The organism is Streptomyces sp. NPDC046862 (assembly GCF_040704615.1).
Classification (GTDB): Bacteria; Actinomycetota; Actinomycetes; order Streptomycetales; family Streptomycetaceae; genus Streptomyces.
On the sequence record NZ_JBEYXP010000080.1, the window covers coordinates 1 to 22,865 of the forward strand.

At 69.0% G+C, this 22,865-nt stretch carries 15 protein-coding genes; 3 read left to right on the forward strand and 12 right to left on the reverse strand.

The features are described 5' to 3' along the window. Positions 1–216: 216 nt before the first annotated feature. The 4 genes from ispG to dxr all read right to left on the reverse strand — a co-directional run bounded on the left by ispG (position 217) and on the right by dxr (position 6,255). Positions 217–1,374 (reverse strand): flavodoxin-dependent (E)-4-hydroxy-3-methylbut-2-enyl-diphosphate synthase, encoded by a 1,158-nt coding sequence (gene ispG / locus AB0959_RS48835; RefSeq protein WP_366833440.1) that lies wholly within the window; start codon positions 1,372–1,374, stop codon positions 217–219. 212 nt (positions 1,375–1,586) lie between these two features. Continuing rightward, positions 1,587–3,557 carry a recombinase family protein gene (locus AB0959_RS48840; protein WP_366833441.1) on the reverse strand — a complete coding sequence of 657 codons (1,971 nt, stop codon included), beginning with the start codon at positions 3,555–3,557 and terminating at the stop codon, positions 1,587–1,589. 122 nt (positions 3,558–3,679) lie between these two features. Further along, the gene (locus AB0959_RS48845) at positions 3,680–4,984 is read right to left on the reverse strand and encodes a site-2 protease family protein (protein WP_366833442.1); all 1,305 of its coding nucleotides are present in this window, start codon (positions 4,982–4,984) and stop codon (positions 3,680–3,682) included. Continuing rightward, positions 4,981–6,255, reverse strand: coding sequence for a 1-deoxy-D-xylulose-5-phosphate reductoisomerase (gene dxr, locus AB0959_RS48850; protein WP_366833443.1), 1,275 nt, complete (start codon positions 6,253–6,255; stop codon positions 4,981–4,983). Before dxr ends, AB0959_RS48845 begins: the two co-directional genes overlap by 4 nt. 189 nt (positions 6,256–6,444) lie before the next feature. On the opposite strand from dxr, the gene AB0959_RS48855 reads away from it, so the two are divergent. Continuing rightward, entirely contained in the window at positions 6,445–6,900 is a 456-nt protein-coding gene (locus tag AB0959_RS48855; RefSeq protein WP_366833444.1) for a lamin tail domain-containing protein, read from the forward strand. A gap of 19 nt (positions 6,901–6,919) precedes the next feature. On the opposite strand, the gene secA is transcribed toward AB0959_RS48855, so the two are convergent. The 3 genes from secA to AB0959_RS48870 form a co-directional block, all read right to left on the reverse strand. Next, the gene (gene secA / locus AB0959_RS48860; protein WP_366833445.1) at positions 6,920–9,673 is read right to left on the reverse strand and encodes a preprotein translocase subunit SecA; all 2,754 of its coding nucleotides are present in this window, start codon (positions 9,671–9,673) and stop codon (positions 6,920–6,922) included. An 82-nt stretch (positions 9,674–9,755) separates the two neighbouring features. Beyond that, positions 9,756–10,265: a hypothetical protein gene (locus tag AB0959_RS48865; protein ID WP_366833446.1), complete on the reverse strand. Its 510-nt coding sequence runs from the start codon at positions 10,263–10,265 to the stop codon at positions 9,756–9,758. Between the two features lie 161 nt (positions 10,266–10,426). Beyond that, the gene (locus tag AB0959_RS48870) at positions 10,427–12,373 is read right to left on the reverse strand and encodes an acyl-CoA dehydrogenase family protein (protein ID WP_366833447.1); all 1,947 of its coding nucleotides are present in this window, start codon (positions 12,371–12,373) and stop codon (positions 10,427–10,429) included. A gap of 434 nt (positions 12,374–12,807) precedes the next feature. Between AB0959_RS48870 and AB0959_RS48875 the strand changes: the two genes are divergently transcribed. Both AB0959_RS48875 and AB0959_RS48880 read left to right on the forward strand, forming a co-directional pair. Beyond that, a complete protein-coding gene (locus AB0959_RS48875; protein ID WP_366833448.1) occupies positions 12,808–13,821 on the forward strand; it encodes a LacI family DNA-binding transcriptional regulator in 1,014 nt (337 codons plus the stop codon). 128 nt (positions 13,822–13,949) lie between these two features. Further along, positions 13,950–16,001, forward strand: coding sequence for a glycoside hydrolase family 31 protein (locus tag AB0959_RS48880; RefSeq protein ID WP_366833449.1), 2,052 nt, complete (start codon positions 13,950–13,952; stop codon positions 15,999–16,001). A gap of 65 nt (positions 16,002–16,066) precedes the next feature. Here AB0959_RS48880 and AB0959_RS48885 read toward each other — a convergent pair whose 3' ends face one another. The 5 genes from AB0959_RS48885 to AB0959_RS48905 all read right to left on the reverse strand — a co-directional run bounded on the left by AB0959_RS48885 (position 16,067) and on the right by AB0959_RS48905 (position 22,841). Continuing rightward, entirely contained in the window at positions 16,067–18,538 is a 2,472-nt protein-coding gene (locus AB0959_RS48885) for a CBM35 domain-containing protein (RefSeq protein WP_366833450.1), read from the reverse strand. 118 nt (positions 18,539–18,656) lie between these two features. After that, positions 18,657–19,481 carry a carbohydrate ABC transporter permease gene (locus tag AB0959_RS48890; RefSeq protein WP_366833451.1) on the reverse strand — a complete coding sequence of 275 codons (825 nt, stop codon included), beginning with the start codon at positions 19,479–19,481 and terminating at the stop codon, positions 18,657–18,659. After that, positions 19,478–20,398 (reverse strand): sugar ABC transporter permease, encoded by a 921-nt coding sequence (locus AB0959_RS48895; RefSeq protein ID WP_366833452.1) that lies wholly within the window; start codon positions 20,396–20,398, stop codon positions 19,478–19,480. Before AB0959_RS48895 ends, AB0959_RS48890 begins: the two co-directional genes overlap by 4 nt. A 2-nt stretch (positions 20,399–20,400) precedes the next feature. Further along, positions 20,401–21,732: an ABC transporter substrate-binding protein gene (locus tag AB0959_RS48900; protein ID WP_366833453.1), complete on the reverse strand. Its 1,332-nt coding sequence runs from the start codon at positions 21,730–21,732 to the stop codon at positions 20,401–20,403. Positions 21,733–21,803: 71 nt separating this feature from the next. Then, the gene (locus AB0959_RS48905; RefSeq protein ID WP_366833454.1) at positions 21,804–22,841 is read right to left on the reverse strand and encodes a LacI family DNA-binding transcriptional regulator; all 1,038 of its coding nucleotides are present in this window, start codon (positions 22,839–22,841) and stop codon (positions 21,804–21,806) included. Positions 22,842–22,865 lie beyond the last annotated feature (24 nt).

The following is a 22,865-nucleotide window of genomic DNA, read 5'->3' on the forward strand; positions in this document are numbered from 1 at the left end:
CGCCGCCCCTACCCGTCCCATCCTGTCCCTGGGGGCTCCGCCCCCAGACCCCCCTGGGTGAGGGGGGGGCTGGGGTGGGTGGGCTGGTGCGGGTTGGGTGTGGCTGGTCGCGCAGTTCCCCGCGCCCCTAAAAGCCGTGCAGTTCCCCGCGCCCCTGACAACCGTGCAGTTCTCCGCGCCCCTGAAACCGTGCAGCTCCCCGCGTCACCCCCGGTGTCAGCCCGCCACCGCCACCGACGGCTCGCCCGACATCACGCCGTCCGCCTCCATCTGCTCGGCGATCTTCATCGCCTCCTCGATGAGGGTCTCGACGATCTTCGACTCGGGGACCGTCTTGATGACCTCGCCCTTGACGAAGATCTGGCCCTTGCCGTTGCCGGAGGCGACGCCGAGGTCGGCCTCGCGGGCCTCGCCGGGGCCGTTGACGACGCAGCCCATGACGGCGACCCGGAGGGGGACCTCCATGCCGGTCAGACCCGCCGTGACCTCCTCGGCCAGCTTGTAGACGTCGACCTGGGCGCGACCGCAGGACGGGCAGGAGACGATCTCCAGGCCCCTCTGCTTGAGGTTCAGGGATTCGAGGATCTGATTGCCGACCTTGACCTCCTCCACCGGCGGGGCCGACAGGGAGACGCGGATCGTGTCGCCGATGCCCTCGCTCAGCAGCGCGCCGAAGGCGACCGCGGACTTGATCGTGCCCTGGAAGGCCGGGCCCGCCTCCGTCACACCGAGGTGGAGCGGGTAGTCGCACTGGGCGGCGAGCTGGCGGTAGGCGTTGACCATGACCACCGGGTCGTTGTGCTTGACCGAGATCTTGATGTCCCGGAAGTCGTGCTCCTCGAAGAGGGACGCCTCCCACAGGGCCGACTCGACCAGGGCCTCGGGGGTCGCCTTGCCGTACTTCTGCAGCAGGCGCCTGTCCAGCGAGCCGGCGTTGACACCGATACGGATCGGGGTGCCGTGGTCCTTGGCGGCCCGCGCGATCTCCCTCACCTTGTCGTCGAACTGCTTGATGTTGCCGGGGTTGACCCGGACCGCCGCGCAGCCCGCCTCGATCGCGGCGAAGACGTACTTCGGCTGGAAGTGGATGTCGGCGATGACCGGGATCCCCGACTTGCGGGCGATGACCGGCAGCGCGTCCGCGTCGTCCTGCGTGGGGCAGGCCACGCGCACGATCTGGCAGCCGGACGCCGTCAGCTCCGCGATCTGCTGCAGCGTGGCGCCGATGTCCGACGTACGCGTCGTGGTCATCGACTGCACCGACACCGGCGCGTCCCCGCCGACCGCCACGGACCCGACCATGATCTGCCGGCTCTTCCGGCGCTCGGCGAGCTTGGTCGGAACGGACGGCATGCCGAGAGAAATCGCAGTCATCTGCTGTGCAACCCCAAGTTGTGGATCAGGATCCGGTCCCGGAACAGCGGGCTCCAGGGTCCGAGATTACGGCACGGGCCTGAACGGAAGCACACGACGTCTCAGCGGTCCTCCCGATGGCGTCCAGCGGGGCACGCCGAGCGGGCGCCCTTCCCCAGGAGCACAGGATTCCGGGGAAGGGCGCCATACCGGGTCACCGCTCGGAGGAACGCTCAGCAGACAGCCGCACCGTCGAGGCTCGTGTGGATCACCAGCTGTGGGGCGGCTTCGTAGCCGACGACGGGCGTGCCCACCCCCTCCTCGTTGAGGAGCTTCACGATGTCGGCCCACACGTCGTCCGCCAGCCAGATGCGTTGCCGCAAACGAACTTTGTAAAACTCTCCGTACCGGCTCGGAAGATCAGGCCATCGGATTCCGGTGCGCAGGCGGTGCAACATTCCTGCCAGAGCTGCCCGCAGGTTCAGGGGCGACCGAAAGTGGTGGGCCGAATACCTGGAGCGGAGCAATTCTTCGATGCGAGCCCACTGACTGTCCGTGGGATCGGGAGGAACCGGCACCCCTGTGCGTTCATGCCACTGGATCGTCGTGCACTTCGTCCCCTCCCGGTAGCGAAACGCCGGGTCCACGATGTCCACGCGCACCTTGATCGACTCGATCAGGCCACGCAGCTCGGAGACCGACAGCGCTCGAATGTCCGGAGCGGGTGCCCCCAGAACAGCGGTCAGCCGGGCATCCCTGCCACCCGTATTCTCGAGTTCGCTCAGCCAGTCCCGCGCATGCGCCAGGACCCGGTTGAAAACACCCTGCTCTGTTTCGAGTTGCCGCATTGCAGCAGCGGTGACACGGTCGGGCTGGGCCTGGCATCGCAATGCGGCGAGTTCCTCCGCGCATTGTGCAGCGAGTCGCTCCAGCGACTTCACCCGCTCAAGGTGCCGGAGCAGGTGCGTCTGCCCTTCGGGGGAGGACGGCAGCATCGGCCTGCTGTGCGGCGGGATCGAGGCCAGCAGATCGTTGACGTGCCTCGCCACCCGCCCCTCCACGTGATCGGCGGGCAGGAAGACACAACCGCAGGGGGCAGCTGTGTCCCAGCCCGAACAGCGATACGTCCGTACCCCGTCCTTGCTGCGGAAGCATCCGACGTAGGGACGCCCGCACTCCCCACGGATGCGCCCCGTGAGCGGGTACTCCCCGATGGGGTTCCTGCGCTGCCGGGTCAATACAGCCAACGCTGCCTGACAGGCACGGATCCGGTCTGCCGGGAGAATCGGAGGCAGCGGGATCACCACTGTCTCGCCATGCACGGGGCGTCCGTCGCTGCCGAGCCTGGTGCAATGGCCGCCCCATTGCTGATCAGGGCGGCGAAAGACCGCTTCTCCGAAGAATGCCGCGCTCCGCAAGCGTCGGTGGAGGTTCACGCGTGTCCAGCGCTTGCCGTTCCGAGTGAGAATTCCGCGGCCGTTCAGTTCCTCCGCGAGATCCGTGAGCGTGCGCCCGCCCTCGATCACGAGGTCGGCCAGAAGCCTCACCACATCGGCTTCGGCCGGGTCCACTTCAAGAGTCGAGCCGAAGGCACCTTTCCCGCTGATCCTGTAGCCGTAGGGGGGCGGTCCACCCGGCCATCCGCCGTCGACCGCCTTGAGCTGCCGGCCCACCTGTGTGCGGGCGACGATTCTCCGATAGTCGGCCTCCACGCTCTGGGCGAGCCTGTCGACCGTGAGCCACCTTTCGACGCCGGGCTCGCCCAAGGGCTCGGCGCAGTATTCGACCCGCGCCCCGGCGTCCTCGATCTGCCAGATGCAACGCCAGATGGCGGCCTCCGTCCGCCCCAGACGGTCGAGGCGCTGCACCAGGACGAGATGCACCCGCCCCGTGGAAATGTCGCCGAGGAGAGCGTTCAGTCCAGGGCGTGAGTGCGTCGAGCCTGATTCACCGACGTCCTCACGAGACTCCACGAGATTCCACGACGACCGCGTTCCCACGAAGGTGTGGATGGCTTGCGCCTGGGCCGGAATTCCGTACCTACCCCTCTGTTCCGTGGTGGAGACCCTCATATATGCGGCGACATCAATGCTCTTCCCATCCCCGGCCTTGTCATCTGCGCATGACGCAGTACCTTGCTGCAGGTCAGTCCCTTTCAGACTGGCCAGACCCCAGGGTGTTCGCGCACCGCTGGGGTCACCCATGAACAGCAAGAACGTACGAAGTCCGCGTCTGTGCCGTACGAAAAAGTCGCGTCCTTCACTCGTGTGAGCTACGCGAGTGAAGGACGCGACCTATGACCCTCAAGACAGAAAGTGACCGTTTGCTAGCTGATCTTGACGGGATTAACGACATCCGCAATCAGGACCAAGATCGTGAAGCAGATAAACACGCCGGCCACCACATAAGCCACCGGCATCAGCTTCGCCACGTCGAACGGCCCCGGATCCGGCCGCCGCAGCACCTTCGCCAGGTTCCGGCGCAGCGCCTCCCACAGGGCCCCCGCGATGTGGCCGCCGTCGAGCGGGAGCAGCGGGAGCATGTTGAAGAGGAAGAGGGAGAGGTTGAAGCCTGCCACCAGCATCAGGAACGTCGCGAGGCGTTGTGTGGCCGGGATGTCCATCGTGGCGATCTCGCCGCCGACCCGGGCCGCGCCGACCACGCCCATGGGTGAGTCGGCCTCGCGGGGGCCGTCGCCGAAGGCCGCGTCCCACAGGGCGGGGACCTTGCCGGGGAGCGAGATCAGGGATTCGACGCCGTTCTCCATCATGTCGCCCATGCGGTTCACGGACTGCGAGAAGGACTGCGGGACGATGCCGGAGGCGGGTGTGAAGCCGAGGAAGCCGGCGTACACGTACTGGCCCTGGACGTAGCCGCCGTCACCGTCGGTCTTGCTGACCTGGTTCCTTATGAGGGTGGCGGTGAGGTCCTGCTGCTTGCCGTCGCGCTCGACGGTGAGGGTGATCTGCTTGCCGGGGTTGGCGCGGATGTCCTCCTGGAGGGTGGACCAGTCCTTCACGGGTACGCCGTTGAAGCCGACGATCTTGTCCTTGGGCTTGAGACCGGCCGCCTTGGCGGGGGCCGCCTTGTCGCCCTTCTCGCACGTCGAGCGGTTCGAGCTGGCCTGGATGACGCAGTCGGAGACCTTGCCGACCGTGGTGGTCTGCATGTTGGTGCCGAACGTCATCATCACGCCGACGAAGATCACGACGGCGAGGATCAGGTTCGCGAACGGGCCCGCGAACATCACGATGACGCGCTTCCAGGGCTTGCGTGTGTAGAAGAGGCGGTGCTCGTCGCCCGGCTTGAGCTCCTCGAAGGCGGCCGCGCGGGCGTCCTCGATCATCCCTCGGAACGGCGACGTCGAGCGTGCCTCGATACGGCCGTCCTTGCCCGGCGGGAACATGCCGATCATCCGGATGTAGCCGCCGAGCGGGATCGCCTTGATGCCGTACTCCGTCTCGCCCCGGTGGCGCGAGAAGATGGTCGGGCCGAAGCCCACCATGTACTGGGGCACGCGGATCTTGAAGAGCTTGGCGAACGACAGGTGGCCCAGCTCGTGCCACGCGATCGAGATCCCCAGGCCGATCACGAAGACGGCAATGCCGAGGATCGTCATCAAGGTGGTCATGCACGCGCCTCCGCGGTCGTCCGCTCGGTCGAGGTGGTCGGAGTGTTCTTGGTCAGTTCCCGGGCGCGGGCGCGGGCCCAGGTCTCGGCTTCGAGGACGTCCGGCACGGTCAGGGAAGTTCCCGTTCCCGGTGTGCCGTGTTCCTCGACGACCCGGGTGACCGTCTCCATGATCGCGTTGAAGGGCAGGGTGCCCTTCAGGAACGCGTCGACGCACTCCTCGTTGGCGGCATTGAATACCGCCGGGGCCGTGCCCGCGAGCTGTCCGACGTGACGGGCGAGACCGACCGAGGGGAACGCCTCGTTGTCCAGGGGGAAGAACTCCCAGGTGGACGCCTTGCTCCAGTCGAAGGCGGGGGCGGCGTCGGGGACGCGCTCCGGCCAGCCGAGGCCGATGGCGATCGGCCCGCGCATGTCGGGGGGCGTCGCCTGGGCCAGTGTCGATCCGTCCGTGAACTCAACCATCGAGTGGACATACGACTGCGGGTGCACGACCACCTCAATCCGTTCGAAGGGAATGTCGTAGAGGAGGTGCGCCTCGATGACTTCCAGGCCCTTGTTGACGAGGGTCGCGGAGTTGACGGTGATGACCGGTCCCATGGCCCAGGTGGGGTGCGCCAGGGCGTCGGCGGGGGTGACGTCGGCCAGCTCGGCCTTCGTACGACCCCGGAACGGGCCCCCGGAGGCGGTGACGACCAGCTTGCGCACGTCGGCCCGGGTGCCGGAGGCGAGGGCCTGGAACAGGGCGGCGTGCTCGGAGTCGACGGGGATGATCTGGCCCGGCTTGGCCAGCGCCTTGACCAGCGGGCCGCCGACGATGAGCGACTCCTTGTTGGCGAGCGCGAGGGTGCGGCCCGCTTCGAGGGCGGCCAGGGTGGGCGCGAGGCCGATGGAGCCGGTGATGCCGTTGAGCACGGTGTGGCACGGGGAGGCGGCCAGCTGGGTGGCGGCGTCGGGGCCGGCGAGGATCTCGGGGAGCGGCTCGGTGCCGTACTGGCCTGTCAGGGCCTCCTTCAGCGCGGGGACGGCGTCCTCGCGGGCGACGGCGACCGCCCGTACCCGCAGCCGGTAGGCCTGCTCGGCGAGCAGTCCCACCCTCCCTCCGGCGGCGGAGAGCCCGGTGACGCGGAACCTGTCCGGGTTGCGCAGGACGAGGTCGATGGCCTGGGTGCCGATCGAACCGGTCGATCCGAGGACGACGACGTCCCGGATCCCGGTGACGGGATCGAAGACGAGATGCGGATCGGCGAGAGGGGCAGGACTGTCGGTCATTCCTCCATTGTGGCCGCACACGGTGACCGGCAGGACGGCGCGTCGGGGCGCGGACCGCCTTACGGCCATGTGTCACACGACGGGGTCATATCTCCGTTTGTGAAGCGCACGTGAAGGTGAGGGTGATATGACTTCTCCCCTGATCGGGGGACCACCGGTCAGTGGGACGACATCCTGGGGGGATTCGCCATGCGCAGAGGGATACGCGCCGCCCTGCCCGCGCTCGCCGGAGCGGTGGCTCTGACAAGTACGCTGCTCAGCTCGCCGGCCGAGGCGGCCGGGCGGGTGTACATCTACCACGTGTACTACGACAGCCCGGGCTCGGACACGGGCTCGAACTCCAGCCTCAACGGCGAGTGGATCCGGATCAAGAACACCACGTCGGCGACGGTCTCCCTGAAGGGCTGGAAGATCAAGGACAGGACCGGCTACACGTACACCTTCGGCGATGTGAAGGTCGGCGCCGGCAACAGCAAGAAGGTGCACACCGGCAAGGGCACCAACGACGCGTACCACAAGTACTGGGGCCGGGGGTCGTACGTGTGGAACAACACCGGGGACACGGCCACGCTCTACAAGGCGAGCGGGACCAAGGCGGACGACTGCTCCTGGTCCTCGCTCGGCAGCGGCTACACGTACTGCTGACCGGCCCTGTTCTCGCTCCTCACCTCTTCCGGCGGCGCTTCGCCCTGGACTGACGTGTCCTGGCCCTCGCCGGGCGGGCGGGGCCCTGTGGTGCCGGGCCCCCGTCCGGGGAGCCGTCGGGGGTCGCGTCCGCCGGGGTGAAGTCGCCCTCGACGACTCCCTCCGCCGTGTCCATGGTCGGTGCGGTGAAGTGGAGGGAGTCCTGGGAGCCCGGGGTGAGGCCCTCGGAGGTGGGGTCGAGGTTGAAGACGTAGCCGACGGACTCCTCCTTGATGGCGTCGGTCATGGCGACGAACATGTCGAAGCCCTCGCGCTCGTACTCGATGATCGGTTCGCGGCCGAGGGTCCAGCGCAGGCCGATGCCGTCGCGGAGGTAGTCCATCTCGTAGAGGTGCTCGCGCCACTTGCGGTCGAGGACGGAGAGCATCACCCGGCGCTCCAGCACCCGCACCACGTCCTCGCCGAGTTCCGTCTCGCGCTCCTCGTAGCGGGTGTGCATGTCCTCGGTGAAGGCGTCCACGATGTACTCGGCGGTGAGGTTCGCGCGGCCGCCGGCCTCCTCGTCGAGCTCCTCCAGGGCGACCCGTACGGGGTAGAGCTGTTCGACCGCGGACCACAGCCGGTCCAGGTCCCACTCCTCGGCGAAGCCCTCCTCGGTCTCCGACTCGACGTACGCCCGGATGGTGGCGTCCATGAAGTGCAGGAGCTGTTCGCGCAGGTCCTGGCCTTCGAGGACGCGGCGGCGCTCGGCGTAGATGAGCTGGCGCTGCCGGTTGAGGACCTCGTCGAACTTCAGGACGTCCTTGCGGGACTCGAAGTGCTGCCGCTCCAGCTGGGCCTGGGCGGAGGCGACGGCGCGGGTGACCACCTTGTTCTCGATGGGGACGTCGTCGGGGAGGTTGGCCGCGGCCATCACCCGGTCCACCATCTGGGCCTGGAAGAGCCGCATGAGGTTGTCCTGGAGCGAGAGGTAGAAGCGGGACTCGCCGGGGTCGCCCTGTCGGCCGGAGCGGCCGCGGAGCTGGTTGTCGATGCGGCGGGCGTCGTGGCGCTCGGTGCCGAGGACGTAGAGGCCGCCCAGTTCGGTGACCGCCTGGCGCTCGGCCGTGACCTGGGACGCCACGCGGTCGAGGGCGGCCTGGCGCTGTTCGTCGTCCGCCTCCTCGGGGAGGTCGGCGAGGGCGAGGGCCTCGGGGTTGCCGCCGAGCATGATGTCGGTGCCGCGGCCCGCCATGTTGGTGGCCACCGTGACCGCTCCCCTGCGGCCGGCCTGGGCGACGATCAGGGCCTCGCGCAGGTGGTTCTTGGCGTTGAGCACCTCGTGCCGGATGCCCCGCTTGCGCAGCAGCGAGGACAGCACCTCGGACACCTCCACGGTGGTGGTGCCCACCAGGACGGGCTGGCCCTGGATGTGCCGCTCCTGGATGTCGTCGACCACCGCCGCGTACTTGGCCTCCTCGGTGCGGTAGATCAGGTCGGGCTGGTCCATGCGGACCATCGGCCGGTTGGTCGGGATGGGGACGACGCCGAGCTTGTAGATCTGGTGGAACTCGGCGGCCTCGGTCATCGCCGTGCCGGTCATGCCGGAGAGCTTGTCGTAGAGCCGGAAGAAGTTCTGCAGGGTGATCGTGGCGAGGGTCTGGTTCTCCTCCTTGACCCGGACGCCCTCCTTCGCCTCTATCGCCTGGTGGAGGCCCTCGTTGTAGCGGCGGCCGGCGAGGATGCGGCCCGTGTGCTCGTCGACGATGAGGACCTCGCCGTCGACGACCACGTACTCCTTGTCCTTGTGGAACAGGTCCTTGGCCTTCAGGGCGTTGTTGAGGTGGCCGATCAGCGGGGTGTGGTCGGACTCGTAGAGGCTGTCGATGCCGAGCTGGTCCTGTATGTACTCCACCCCTCGGTCCAGCACGGCCACGGTGCGTTTCCTGGGGTCGTACTCGTAGTGGTACTGGTCGCGCAGTTCCCGCAGTCGCTCCTTGTCCAGCGGCTTGACGAAGCGCTCCTCCTGGATCTCGACGCCGCTCATCGGGCGTACGAGCGTGGCGAAGGCCTCGTACCAGTGGGGGGCCTGGTCGGCGGGGCCGGAGATGATGAGCGGGGTGCGGGCCTCGTCGATGAGGATCGAGTCGGCCTCGTCGACGATGGCGAAGTGGTGGCCGCGCTGTACGAGCTCGTCGTTCGACCAGGCCATGTTGTCGCGCAGGTAGTCGAAGCCGAACTCGGTGTTGGTGCCGTAGGTGATGTCGCAGGCGTAGGCGGCCCGGCGTTCCTCGGGGGTGGAGCCCGTGCGGATGACGCCGACGCTCAGGCCGAGGAAGGTGTACGCGCGTCCCATCCACTCGGCGTCGCGCTGGGCGAGGTAGTCGTTGACGGTGACGAGGTGGACGCCCTTGCCGGTGAGGGCGTTGAGGTAGACGGGCAGGGTGGCGACCAGGGTCTTGCCCTCGCCGGTCTGCATCTCGGCGATGTTGCCGAGGTGGAGGGCGGCGCCGCCCATGACCTGGACGTCGAAGTGGCGCATGCCGAGGGTGCGCCTTGCCGCCTCGCGCATGGTGGCGAAGGCCTCGGGCAGCAGGTCGTCGAGGGTCTCGCCGTCGGCGTGGCGCTGTTTGTACTCGTCGGTGTGGGCGCGGAGTTCGGCGTCGGTCAGGTCGGTGAAGTCCTCCTCGATGGAGGTGACCTGTTCGGCGACGCGGTGCAGGCGGCGCAGGATCCTGCCCTCGCCGGCCCGCATGATTTTGCCGGTGACGGTTTCCAGTCCGAGAGCGGGCATTGTCCGAACCCCCAAGTACCACGAGTACGAATTACATGTTCCGGTCCGGTCGCGTGTTCCGGTCCGGCTTACCGGTTCCGGTTCACCGGTTCCGTCCCGGCGATATTCCGGTCTCCCATTCTTCGGTGTCCATGACGTCTTTCCCGGTGTCCATGACATCCAGGAGTATCCGGATCCAGCGGTTCGCCCGCCGGAGAATGTCGACGCCCTGCTGGTTCGCCGTGATCACCTCGCGCAGTACGGGGTCCCTGACCACGTCGAGCGCGCTGCGGAAGAGCTGCGGGACCACCGGCCGCTCGCCGGGGCGCCCGGCGTCCAGCAGCGCGTCCACGTCGCGGGGGTCGAGCCTGCGTATGTGCACGGCGTCGAAGCCGGTCACGGGGGGCCTCGGCTCGGCGTCGACCACGGCCAGCGCGCACTCGTTGAGCAGCACGGCGAGGGCGTCCCGGTGCGTCTCGAACGCCTCGGGATCCGCCAGGCGCAGCTTCTCGGCGAGCGGGAGCACTTCGTCGCGCACCGCCCGTAGCGCCCTCGCACGGTCCGTCTCCACGAGATGACACCAGGCCTCGTGCCGGGCGTACATCAGCTGCACGGATATTCCGTGGCTGTCTCCTATTCCATGGCGCATCTGTCGTCCCCGTTCACCTTCTGCCCATTGTTGACGCGGAATTTTCGAGCGGCAAGCAGGAGAAGGACGGCGGGGACGACAGTTCCTTTCCGTTGCGGATGGCAAAGGATGAGGTGGCCGGTCCTTCAGCGGATGGGGCGGCGGACGTTCTCCCGCCGGCTCGGCCCGGGTGTCGCCTCGGCGATCCACGGCCCCTCGCCGGACGGGTCGATCACTCCCTGTTCCAGCCACTCGTACGTGCCGGACAGGACGCCCTTGACGACCTTGCGGTCGAGGTCGTCGGTGTTGGTCCACAGGCGGGTGAAGAGTTCCTCGACGCGGATGCGGGCCTGGCGGCAGAAGGCGTCGGCGAGCTGGTAGGCCTCGCGGCCGTGGTCGCCGGTGGTGCGCAGGTGCTCGGCGCGTACGCAGGCCGCGCTCATCGCGAACAGTTCGGCGCCGATGTCGACGATGCGGCCCAGGAAGCCCTGCTTGGTCTCCATACGGCCCTGCCAGCGGGACATGGCGTAGAAGGTGGAGCGGGCCAGCTTGCGGGCGCTTCGCTCGACGTAGCGGAGGTGGCCGGACAGGTCGCCGTGGCCGGCCGGGTTGAAGTCGCCGTACGACCCGGGGAGCTGCCCGGCTCCGGCGACCAGCTTGGGCAGCCACTTGGCGTAGAACACGCCGGCGTTCGCGCCCGCCCTCGCCTTGTCGGAGAGGGACTTCTCCGGGTCGATGAGGTCGCCGGCCACGGACAGGTGGGCGTCGACGGCCTCGCGCGCGATCAGCAGGTGCATGATCTCGGTGGAGCCCTCGAAGATGCGGTTGATGCGCAGGTCGCGCAGGATCTGCTCGGCGGGGACGCCGCGTTCGCCGCGGGCCATCAGCGACTCGGCGGTCTCGAAGCCGCGGCCGCCGCGGATCTGGACCAGTTCGTCGGCCATCAGGCAGCCCATCTCGGAGCCGTACAGCTTGGCGAGGGCGGCCTCGATGCGGATGTCGTTGCGGTCCTCGTCGGCCATCTGCGAGGACAGGTCGACCATGGCCTCCAGGGCGAAGGTCGTCGCCGCGATGAAGGAGATCTTCGAGCCGACCGCCTCGTGCAGCGCGACCGGCTTGCCCCACTGCTCGCGCACGCTCGACCACTCGCGGGCGATCTTCAGACACCATTTGCCGGCGCCGACGCACATGGCGGGCAGGGAGAGCCGGCCGGTGTTCAGCGTGGTGAGGGCGATCTTGAGACCGGCGCCCTCGGGCCCGATGCGGTTGGCGGCCGGGACACGGACCTGGTGGAAGCGGGTCACGCCGTTCTCCAGGCCGCGCAGGCCCATGAAGGCGTTGCGGTTCTCGACGGTGACGCCCTCGGAGGCGGCCTCGACGACGAAGGCGGTGATGCCGCCCTTGTGGCCGTCGGACTTCGGCACCCGGGCCATGACGACGAGGAGGTCGGCGACCACGCCGTTGGTGGTCCACAGCTTCACCCCGTCGAGGACGTAGTCGTCCCCGTCGGGTACGGCGGTCGTGGCGAGGCGGGCCGGGTCCGAGCCGACGTCCGGCTCGGTCAGCAGGAAGGCGGAGATGTCGGTGCGGGCGCAGCGCGGCAGGAACGTGTCCTTCTGCTCCTGGGTGCCGAAGATCTTCAGCGGCTGCGGTACGCCGATCGACTGGTGCGCGGAGAGCAGGGCGCCGACCGCGGGGCTGGCGGAGCCGACGAGGGCGAGCGCCTTGTTGTAGTACACCTGGGTCAGGCCGAGGCCGCCGTACTTGGTGTCGATCTTCATGCCGAGGGCGCCGAGCTCCTTGAGCCCGTCGATCACCGCGTCCGGGATCTGCGCGTCGCGCTCGATGACGGACGAGTCGATCTTCGTCTCGCAGAAGTCGCGCAGCTTGGCGAGGAACTCCTCGCCGCGCTGCGCGTCCTCGTCGGGTGGCATCGGGTGCGGGTGGATCAGGTCGAGCCGGAAGCGGCCGAGGAAGAGTTCCTTGGCGAAGCTGGGCTTGCGCCAGTCCTGCTCACGGGCGGCCTCCGCCACTTGGCGGGCCTCGCGCTCGGTCACAGCAGGTCGGGAAGAGGGGGTGGGTGCTGCGGACATGAGGCTCACCTCGCCGCGAATAGGGATCATGACGCCGGTTCGTTACTGACCGGTTCTACTCGACCGTAATACCCGATTCCGGGCACCCCTACCAGTCCTCGCGCGGCGATCGGCCCAACATCCGTCACCCGGCCCGCACGGCCCTAAGCTGAAGCCCGGGTACGTTCCAAGCGTTGGGGCGCGCCCCGAAAGGGGCGCGGGGCTGTGACATTTGCGGCTCCGCCGGGCGGGCGCGACAAGCCACGACGAATCCCGCAGCCGCCGAACCTCCAAAAGCCCCCACCCCGTAGGCACTCCGCGAAACCGACGGAGTCGAAGCGCTTCGACAACCTATGGACACCCAACGAGCGGAGAGCTACTGTCGAGCCACCCTCACTCGCCTTGTCCGCAGAAACGCGCTGTCGAAGCGCTTCACAAAACGCTTGGAGAGCTGGATGGTCACCCTCGCCGAGGTCGCCCAGCACGCCGGAGTCTCGGCGAGCACGGTGAGCTATGTCCTCAGCGGCAAGCGGTCCATCTCCGCGGGCACCCGGCAGCGGGTCGAGCGGAGCATCCAGGAGCTCGGCTACCACCCGAACGCGGGGGCCCGGGCCCTGGCGAGCAGCAGGTCCAACATCATCGCGCTGATGGTCCCGCTCCGTACGGACATGTACGTGCCGGTGATGATGGAGATCGCCATAGCGGTGGCGACCACGGCCCGCATCCACGGGTACGACGTCCTGCTGCTCACCGGCGAGGAGGGCCCCGACGCGGTCCGGCGCGTCACGGGCAGCGGCCTCGCCGACGCGATGATCCTCATGGACGTGGAGCTCGACGACGAGCGGCTGCCACTGCTGCGGCAGTCGGAGCAGCCGTCGGTGCTCATCGGCCTTCCCGCCGAAACCACCGGACTGACCTGCGTCGACCTCGATTTCGCCGCGACGGGCGCCCTGTGCGTCGAGCACCTGGCCATGCTCGGCCACCGGGACATCGCCGTCATCGGCGAGGCGCCCGCCGTCTACGAGCGGCACACCGGTTTCGCCGAGCGCACGCTCGACGGGCTGCGGACCCGCTCGCAGGAGCTGGGCCTGCGCGTGCTGCACCGGCCGTGCGAGGGCGGGTACGACGTGATGGCCGTGACCCTCTCCCGGATCTTCGACGAGCGCCCGAGCACCACGGGCTTCGTCGTGCAGAACGAGTCCGCGGTCGCGCCGCTGCTCGCGCTTCTTCGCCAGCAGGGGCGCGCCGTGCCCGAGGACGTGTCCGTGATCGCCGTCTGCCCGGACCAGGTCGCCACCCAGGCGTCCGTGCGGCTCACCTCGGTCGCCATACCGGCGCAGGAGATGGGCCGGCGCGCGGTGGAGCATCTCGTCGCCAAGCTGGACGGGCGCGGGACGGACGAAGTCGTGCTGCTCGCACCGGAGTTGACGGTACGGGCGAGCACGGGGCCGGTGCCGTCCGCCGGCTGACGCCGCCGCTCCCCACTCGACCAGCACATCAGCACATCCCGCTCGACCAGCACGATCAGCGCTTCCCGTTCGCCGGCCACGCCCCTCGCCCGGCACCCCCTGTCTGCACTCCATCAGGAGCACCCGCCGTGAACCAGCCTGCCGAAAACCAGACCCCGTCCGGCGCCGTCAGCCTCGCGCAGTCCTCCCCCACCGTCGGCACGTTCCGCGAGCGGGACGGCGCGCTGGAGTGGAGCGGACGCCAGGAGACCGTCCTCATCGAGCCCTGGGGCCCCGACGCGGTCCGGGTGCGGGCCCGCCTCGGCGGCCCGGTCCTCGACGGACTGCCGGGCGCGCTCCTGGACGACCCGCCCGCGACGGAGAGCACGGTCAAGATCGAGGACGGGCACGGGCAGCTGACCGTCGGCACGCTGACCGTCGAGGTGAGCTCCGAGGGACAGTTGCGCTTCGTGCGCACCGACAACGGTGTCGAGCTCCTCGCCGAACAGCGCGCCCACTTCTGGTGGCCCGGGTCGCGCCTCTACACCGCCGTCGGCAACGGCCACCACCGTCTGGAGCAGCGCTTCGCCGCGTACGACGACGAGAAGCTGTACGGCCTCGGTCAGCACCAGCACGGGCGGCTCGACCAGAAGGGTCTGGTCCTGGACCTGGTCCAGCGCAACGCCGAGGTCGGCATCCCCGTGCTCACCTCCAGCCGCGGCTACACCCTGCTGTGGAACAACCCGGCGATCGGGCGCGTGGAGCTCGCGGGCAACGGCACGCGCTGGGTGGCGGACTCGGCCCGGCAGATCGACTACTGGATCACGGCGGGCGACCCGGCCGGCGCGCAGCGGCGCTACAGCGCGGTGACGGGCCGTACGCCGATGCTGCCGGAGTGGGCGGCGGGCTTCTGGCAGTGCAAGCTGCGCTACCGCACCCAGGACGAACTCCTCGCCGTGGCACGGGAGTACAAGCGGCGCGGGCTGCCCATCGACGCGATCGTGTGCGACTTCTTCCACTGGACGCATCTGGGCGAGTGGAAGTTCGACCTGAACGAGTGGCCCGACCCGGCGGCCATGGTGCGGGAGCTGGAGGAGCTCGGCATCAAGCTGGTCGTGTCGGTGTGGCCGTCCGTCTCGCCGCTGAGCGAGAACCACCCGGTCATGGAACAGCGCGGCTACTTCGTCGGCACCCAGTACGGCCCGATGGCCCACGCCGACTGGCCAGACAAGGAGGTCGCCTCCACGGTCCAGGTCGCCTTCTACGACGCCACCAACCCCGAGGCCCGGGAGTTCGTGTGGTCGCGGGTGAAGGAGAACTACCTGGAGCCGTACGGGATCACGGCCTTCTGGCTGGACGCGGGCGAACCGGAGATCAAGCCGGGCTTCCAGGAGAACCTGCGCTACTGGGCGGGGCCGGGCCTGGAGGTGGGCAACATGTACCCGCGCGAGAACGCCCGCACCTTCCACGAGGGCATGCTCGCCACCGGGGAGAGCGAGATCGTCACCCTCAACCGCTCGGCGTGGGCGGGCAGCCAGCGCTACGGCGCCGCCCTGTGGTCCGGCGACATCGGCACGGACTTCCCGACCCTGCGCGACCAGATCGCGGCCGGGCTCAACACCGCGCTGTCCGGCATCCCGTGGTGGAACACCGACATCGGCGGCTTCCACGGCGGCGACCCGGACGACGAGGCCTACCGCGAGGTGATGGTCCGCTGGTTCCAGTTCGGCGCCCTGTCGCCGCTGATGCGCCTGCACGGCTTCCGCGATCCGGGCATGCCGCTCGGCGCGTCGATGACCGGCGGCCCGAACGAGGTCTGGTCGTACGGCGAGGAGGCGTACCCGATCCTGGAGAAGTACCTGCGCCTGCGCGAGCGCCTGAAGCCGTACGTCCTTGAGGTCATGAGGGAGGCCCACGAGGAGGGCCTGCCGGTGATGCGCCCGCTGTTCCTGGAGTTCCCCGAGGACCCGCAGACCTGGTCGGTCGACGACGCGTACCTCTTCGGCCCGGACCTGCTGGTCGCGCCGGTGCTGGAGGCGGGCGCGACGCACCGTACGGCGTACCTGCCGACGGGGGCGCGCTGGACGGACGCGTGGACCGGCCGGACATACGAGGGCGGAGCGTCCGTGACCGTGGACGCCCCGCTGGACCGTATCCCGCTGTTCCTGCGGGACGGGGCCACGCTGCCGATCGCCGAGTAGCCGGTCCCGACGGCCCGGACCGGCTCCGCAGGGGAGTGCGAAGCCGGTCCGGGGGCCCAGGAGGGTTACTGGCCTACGACCCGGCCCAGTTCGATCCGGTCGATGTTCGGGGCCCAGGCGGTCGCGTTGCCGAACGTGACCTTGTTGGAGCCCTTCTTCAGGTCGACGGGGACGCCCACGGTCCAGTAGTCGTCCCAGCTCCAGGTGTTCTTGAAGGTGACCGTCCGCGGGGCGGCGGTGCCGACGCTGATGTCCGCCGTGCGGGACATGATGTCGGTGTTGTAGGCGTGGCCGTTGTCGCGCCGGTCGTTGTGCCCGTAGTGGACGACCAGCACGTAGCGGCCCGACCTGGGCGCGTCCACGGTGAACTCGGCCTTGCTGTCGGTGCTGTTGCCGAGCCAGCCGATGTACGAACCGGCGGAGGCGTGGGCCGAGTCCACGAGCTTGGCACCGCCCGCGAGCGTGGCCGAGGCGCCCTCGTAGGAGAGCGTGCCGGTGGTCGATCCGTCGCCCGAGACGTCCAGCGAGCGGACGGCCGCGTGCTTGGCGGTCACGGCCACGCGGTTGTTGCCCGCGACGAGGTAGAGCCGCAGGGGCCGGCCGGGTTCCGCCGTCACGCTCTCTCCGTGCAGGGCCACCTTCACGGGAGCCGTGGCCCGGGGCGCCACCGTGTAGTAGCCGTCGCGCGGGGCGTAGACGTCGAAGACCGCCTTGTCGCCGGAGCGCAGGACGAGCGCGCCGGTGCCGGTCCCGGCCGACGAGGAGTAGTCGTACGACGGCGTGCCGCTGATGTCCGCGAGCGTGGCCTCGTACGACGCGGACGGCGCGCCGGTGCGGGTGGTCAGGTCGATACGGTCGAGGGTGACCTCGGCGTCGCCCTTGGCCAGGGTCAGCACGTGCTGACCTGCCTTGAGCGCGACGGTGACGTCCTTCTTGGCGCGGTAGGTCCAGTTCTCGGTGGAGGGGTAGCCGACCGTGACCGGGTCACCGCCGTCGACGGACAGCTTCTGGGTGGCGGGGGCGCCGGACTGGTTGCCGTAGAGGATCGCGAGGTCGTACGTGCCGTCCTTGGGGACGTTCACCGTGAAGTCGACCTTGCTGGTGGCGGTGTTGAGCGAGCCGACGTCCTTCGTGCCGGAGGCCGCGTAGCCGTTGGCGTTGCTGACCGTGCCCTGGGTGTAGACCTTGCCGTCGGTGATGGCCGCGTCCTCGGCCTCGTACGACGCCGACCAGGGGACGGAGGGCGCGGACGGGGTGCCGGAGCCGCCGGGGGTGAGGACGATCCGGTAGGCGGACATCTTGTGCAGGCCGCGCAGCGGGACGGTCACCGTGCCGTCGTCCGCGACCTTGACCTTCGTGCGGGTGAGGACGCGGGGCGTCGCGTGCTGTCCCTCGTAGCCGGACCAGGCTGCCTCGGCGACGGTCGCGGTGACCGTGCGGCCGAAGACGGACCGGGAGACGTTGTCGACGACGACGTCCGTGTCACCGGCGGAGCCGCCGAGCAGGACCTGGGCCTGGCGGCGGGACTCGTCCAGCGAGGCCAGGCCCTGGAGGGTGTCGATGGCGTTGGCCTGCGGCGGGGTCACCTTGACGGTGTCGCCGGTGAGGCCCGCGTACCAGCGGAAGAACCACCAGCCGCCGTTGGGGATGTTGGAGCGGACGACGTTGCCGTCCATGTTGCCGGCGGCGTCCCAGTAGGCCTGGTTGGCGTACACCTTGTTCCGCTCGAACATCGAGACCCACTGCACGAGTTGCCCGGGCACGGACAGGTCGCGGCGGTTGGCGTACTCGTCGATGTTGATCTTCAGTGGGGCGATGCCCGCCTCCCGCTCCAGGGAGCGGTAGTTGTCGTAGTGCGCCTGGAAGTCCCGCAGGGAGCCGGAGCCCAGTTCGTGCCAGGTCATCACCTGGGGCAGGACGTTCTCGCGCTTGGCGAAGGCGAGGAAGTCCTTGAGCAGGCGGGTGTGGTAGCCGGCCTCGTTGGGGCCGGCGATCCTCGCGTCGGGGTCGATCGCGCGGATGCGCTGGTACACCGTCTTCCAGTCCTTGAAGAACCGGTCGCGGTTGGCCTCGTACTGGGCCTGGTCCTCGACGCCGAGCTTGTACCAGATCTGGTCGGGCTCGTTGAACGGGATGTAGACGAAGCGGTCGCTGTTGGGGTCGGCCGCGACCTCCTTGACGATCTTGTCGATCTTGGGGAGGTAGTCGTCGATGCCGAGGTCCTCGTACGGCCACTTGGCGTAGATGTCCTGCATCATCACGTTGATCTCGCCGCCGCCGTTGCGGAAGAACGACTTGGAGACGGCGAGCGCGTCGCCGTTGGGGTGCTGGGCGCCGCCCTCCGGCTTCTGCGAGATGCTGGTGATCTTCAGGGGCTCCAACGCGGCGTCGCTGGGCACGCCGTCGTCGCTGAGCCCGTACAGCGCGCCGTTGGCGCCGAGCATCACCGGGCCCTCGGACTCGGCGAGGTCGACGGTGAGGCGCTGGGGGCCGTCGGCCGCTGACGCGGGTCCGGCTGCGGGGAGGGTGCCTGACATTGCGCTTGCTCCAAGTAGTGCTGTGACCAGGGTGGTTCTGATGCGGGTTGTCGTACGGGCTCGCATGCGGGTGGGGGTGATCACGCTGCTGGACCTCCAGTCACTCCGGTCACTCCGGTCATTTGACGGCTCCACTGGTGATTCCGGACACGATCTTTCGCTGGCCGACGAGGAACACGGCGACCATGGGCAGGCTCATCACCACGACGTACGCGAAGACGAGGTGCCAGTTGTTGAGGTAGAGCTGGGCGCTGGCGACCTGGTAGAGGTTCAGCGGGAGGGTCGCCCGCTCGCCGCCGCCGAGCACGAAGAAGGCGTAGAAGATGTCGCTCCAGGCGTAGAGCATCACCATGATCGTCGCGGTGGCGATGACGGGCCGGAGCAGTGGCAGGACGATCCGTACGAAGATCCGTGACGGTTTCGCCCCGTCGATGCGCGCCGCCTCCTCCAGTTCCATGGGGATGGCGCGGATGAAGCCGGTCATGAAGAAGATCGACGTCGACAGATACATGCCGGTGTAGACGGCGATCATGCCGGGGCGCGTGTTCGCCAGCCCGAGCTGCCGCAACTCCATCACGATGGTGATGACGGCGGGCGGCAGCAGCAGCCCGCTGATGCACAGCGCGTACGCGGCCGACACCAGCTTGGACTTCCTGCGGGCGAAGACCCAGGCGGCGCCCGCGCCCAGGATCAGCACGAGGACGACCGAAGGGACCACGACGAGCAGCGAGTTGAGGAAGCCGCGCAGCATCTCGCCCTGGCTGACGGCGTCCGCGTAGTTGCCGCCCGGCTGCCAGTGCCGCGGCAGCTCCAGGTTGGGCTTGATGGCCTCCGCCTGCGGTTTGGCGGAGGTGACGGCGACCAGCCAGAGCGGGACGCCGACGGCCAGGCCGGCGAGCAGGACGACAAGCGAAGGGCGGCCGTACCGCCAGAGAGCGGTCACAGCATCTGCTCCCTTCGCCGGAGCCCGACGACCAGCGGGATCGCCACGGCGACCACGACCAGGAAGAGGACGAGGCTCATCGCGGAGGCCTGGGCGTACAGGCCCTGTCCGAAGATCCGGAACATGTAGATGTTGAAGACCTCCGTGGAGGCCGCGGGGCCGCCGCCCGTGGTGGCCTGCACGATGTCGAAGGTGTTCATCGAGCCGATCAGCGCGGTGGTGACGTTGAAGGTGACGGCGGGCGCGAGCATGGGCCAGCGCACCGACCAGAAGGTCCGCCAGGGCCCGGCGCCGTCCATCCGCGCGGCTTCGAGCATGTCTCCGGGAATGCCCTTCAGTCCTGCCAGATAGATCAGCATGGACAGACCCATCCACTTCCAGCCGTGGATGAGGGTGACGATCACCAGCGTCCAGGTCGTGGAGCCCAGCCACGGGACGTCCGTGCCGAGGACGGAGTTGACGGCGCCGTCCTGGTCGAGCAGGGCCTGGAAGACGTAGCCGGTCGCGAGCGCCGAGATGAGCACGGGGAGGAAGAAGACGGCCCGGAAGAACCGGTTGAACCGGCTGTCGTCCTCCAGCAGCAGCGCCAGCACCAGCCCGAAGCCGTTCTGGAACAGCGCCGCCAGCAGGGCGTACAGCAGCGTCGTGCGGATCGCGCGCAGCAGCGAGCCGTCGTCGGCGATGGTCTTGAAGTTGTCGAGGCCGGTGAAGGCGATGTCCGGGTGGTACGAGGACCAGTTGGTGAACGGGTAGTAGAAGTTGAGCAGGTTGGGCACCAGGAAGAAGCCCGCGAAGACGACGATCGCGGGGAGCGCGAACCACCAGGGGTGGTGCACGGCGGCGCGCGGCAGCCGTCCCACCTTCTTCGGTGTGCCCTTCACCGGCGCGGGCTCTGTACGTACGACCGTGTCCGTCATCGTCAGAATCCGGGCGCGCCCTGGGCCTTGGCCACCTGCGCGAACTGGTCCTGGATCGCCTGCGCGACCGCTTGCGGGTTCTTCTTGCCGAAGATCATGTCGGCCAGGTACAGGTGGGTGTCGGGGGCGACGATCGCCTTGGCCTGGAAGACGCCGACGGCCTTGGGCAGGGCCGCGACCTGGGCCTTGGACGTCTGCGGGAGGCCGTCGGGGGTGGGCACGGACGGCTGCACGGACGGGATCTTCATCGCCTTGATGTAGTCGGCGTAGTCGGGGCCGAGCCAGAAGGCGAGGAACTGCCGGGCCGCGTTCTGCCGCTTGTCGTCACCGGTCTTGAACGCGACCACACCGTTGGTCTGGTCGGGCGAGTACAGGCCGGTGGCCGAGGAGTTGGCGACCGGGAACCAGCCGATCTTCTTGTCGATCTCGGCGGTGGAGTACTTGGCCTGCAACTGGCTCTGGAAGGAGGTGACGTTGAGGACCATGCCCACGTCGCCCTTCCACAGGGCGTCGGCCTGCCCGGTGAAGGTGCCCGTCCTGTAGTTCTTCTGGGCGAGCCCGGCGTCGAGGAGCTTGTCCTTGTACTTCTTGATGGCGCCGACGACGACCGGGTCGGTCCACTTCTCCTTGTTCTCGTTCAGGCCGGCCCACCACTGCTTGTCGAGGTCGGTGAGCTGGATCTGCATCTGCCACTGCAGGGGCCACTTGTCGCCGCCGGCCTCGTAGAAGGCGGCCGCGTCGGTCTTGTCGACGACCTTGTGGCCGAGGGCCAGCAGCTCGTCGTAGGACTTCGGGAAGTCCTTCTCGGTGAGCCCGGCCTTCTTGAAGACGTCCTTGTTGTAGTAGACGCCGAGCATGGCGGGGCTGGTGACGATGGCCGCGTACCGCTTGCCGTCGATGACGCCGAGGGACCTCTCGGTGTCGCCGAGCTTGGCCTCCCACGGCTCGCCGTCGAGGGTGAGGAGGTTCTGCTTCGGCTGGATGAAGGGCAGGGTCGAGATGGACGGCTGCCAGAACATCAGGTCGGGGCGGTCGCCGGAGGCCAGCTTGGTCGGCACGTTCTGCTCGTAGAGGTCCGGGATGGCCTGGGTCTCGACCTTCGCGCCGGTGGCCTTCTCGAAGGCGTCGATGACCTGCTTGGGGGCGTTGACCGTGTTCTGCGCGGTCCACATGGTCAGTTTCACGCCGTCGAGGCGGGCGGTGGGGTTCACCGCCGTCTTCTTCGCGTCCGCGCCGGAGCCGGCGGAGTCGCCCGCGGTGGGATCGCTGCAGGCGGTGGCGGCCAGGCCGACGGCGCATATCAGGGCCAGGGCGGGGAGAGCTCTTGTCTTCATCGCTCGCCTTTCGAGAACAGGTGGTTCAGGGCAGGGCAGGATGCGTGAACAGCGGTGCTCGTACGGGGTGGTCAGGCCCTGGCCGGGGCCGGCCCCGAGCTCTCCCGCACCACCAGCTCCGGTACGGAGACGGGGTGCGGGGCGATCTGCGCGGACTCCTCCACGACCCCGTGCAGCAGGGCGAACGCGGCCCGCCCGAGGCCGGTGAAGTCCAGGCGTACGGTCGTGAGGGACGGGGTGAGGTAGGCGGAGTGCGGGGCGTCGTCGAACCCGGCGACGCTGACCTCGCCGGGTACGGACCGGCCGGCCTCGTGCAGGGCGCGGAGAACGCCGAGCGCGAGGTCGTCGTTGCCGCACAGGATCGCGGTGACGGCCGGGTCCGCCGCGAGTTTCCGGCCCGCCGCGTGACCGCCCGCCGGGCCCCAGCTCCCCTGCACCGGACGGGGTTCGGGCGCCCCGGCCTCCTTCAGGGCCTGGCGCCAGCCGGTGGTGCGGGCGCTGGTGCGCCGGGTGCTGGACGGGATGGCGACGTAGTGCACGGTCTCGTGGCCGAGGGAGAGCAGGTGGCGGGTCGCTTCGTAGGCGGCCTCGCGGTCGTCGGTCCACACCCAGGGGCGGTCGCCGCCGGGAGGGCTCGCGGGGGTTTCGACCACGCCCACGACCGGCAGTTCGGCGGGTACGGCGGACAGGGCCCGTACACCGGCCGGGTCGTAGGCGATCACGATGAGTCCGCCGCCGGCGTCCGCGGCCCGCTGCACCTCGGCGGCGACGGCGGGTTCGTCCGCCGATTCGAGGACGCCGATGCCCACCGAGTACGACGCGGCGCGCGCGGCCTCCTCGATGCCCTGGAGGATCGAGGCGTAGCCGTAGTGGGTGGTGTTGGCGGTGAGCACGGTCACGGCCCTGGTGCGGCCGCTGGCCAGGGCGAGTGCGGTCGCGTTGCGCCTGAAGCCCAGTTCGTCGATGGCGGCGAGCACCCGTTCGCGGGTGGACGGCTTGACGCTGGGATGGCCGTTGATCACCCGGGAGACGGTCTGGTACGAGACCCCTGCTGCGGTCGCGACATCCCTGATGCTCGCCGGGCGCCTTGTGTGACCGGTCACATTCATGCCAGGATTGTGACCGGTCACACA

Coding starts and splice junctions, on each gene's coding strand:
- ispG (WP_366833440.1), bottom strand. CDS start 1,374: ATGACTGCGATTTCTCTCGGCATGCCGTCCGTTCCGACCAAGCTCGCC.
- AB0959_RS48840 (WP_366833441.1), bottom strand. CDS start 3,557: ATGGGTGACCCCAGCGGTGCGCGAACACCCTGGGGTCTGGCCAGTCTG.
- AB0959_RS48845 (WP_366833442.1), bottom strand. CDS start 4,984: ATGACCACCTTGATGACGATCCTCGGCATTGCCGTCTTCGTGATCGGC.
- dxr (WP_366833443.1), bottom strand. CDS start 6,255: ATGACCGACAGTCCTGCCCCTCTCGCCGATCCGCATCTCGTCTTCGAT.
- AB0959_RS48855 (WP_366833444.1), top strand. CDS start 6,445: ATGCGCAGAGGGATACGCGCCGCCCTGCCCGCGCTCGCCGGAGCGGTG.
- secA (WP_366833445.1), bottom strand. CDS start 9,673: ATGCCCGCTCTCGGACTGGAAACCGTCACCGGCAAAATCATGCGGGCC.
- AB0959_RS48870 (WP_366833447.1), bottom strand. CDS start 12,373: ATGTCCGCAGCACCCACCCCCTCTTCCCGACCTGCTGTGACCGAGCGC.
- AB0959_RS48875 (WP_366833448.1), top strand. CDS start 12,808: ATGGTCACCCTCGCCGAGGTCGCCCAGCACGCCGGAGTCTCGGCGAGC.
- AB0959_RS48885 (WP_366833450.1), bottom strand. CDS start 18,538: ATGTCAGGCACCCTCCCCGCAGCCGGACCCGCGTCAGCGGCCGACGGC.
- AB0959_RS48895 (WP_366833452.1), bottom strand. CDS start 20,398: ATGACGGACACGGTCGTACGTACAGAGCCCGCGCCGGTGAAGGGCACA.
- AB0959_RS48900 (WP_366833453.1), bottom strand. CDS start 21,732: ATGAAGACAAGAGCTCTCCCCGCCCTGGCCCTGATATGCGCCGTCGGC.
- AB0959_RS48905 (WP_366833454.1), bottom strand. CDS start 22,841: ATGAATGTGACCGGTCACACAAGGCGCCCGGCGAGCATCAGGGATGTC.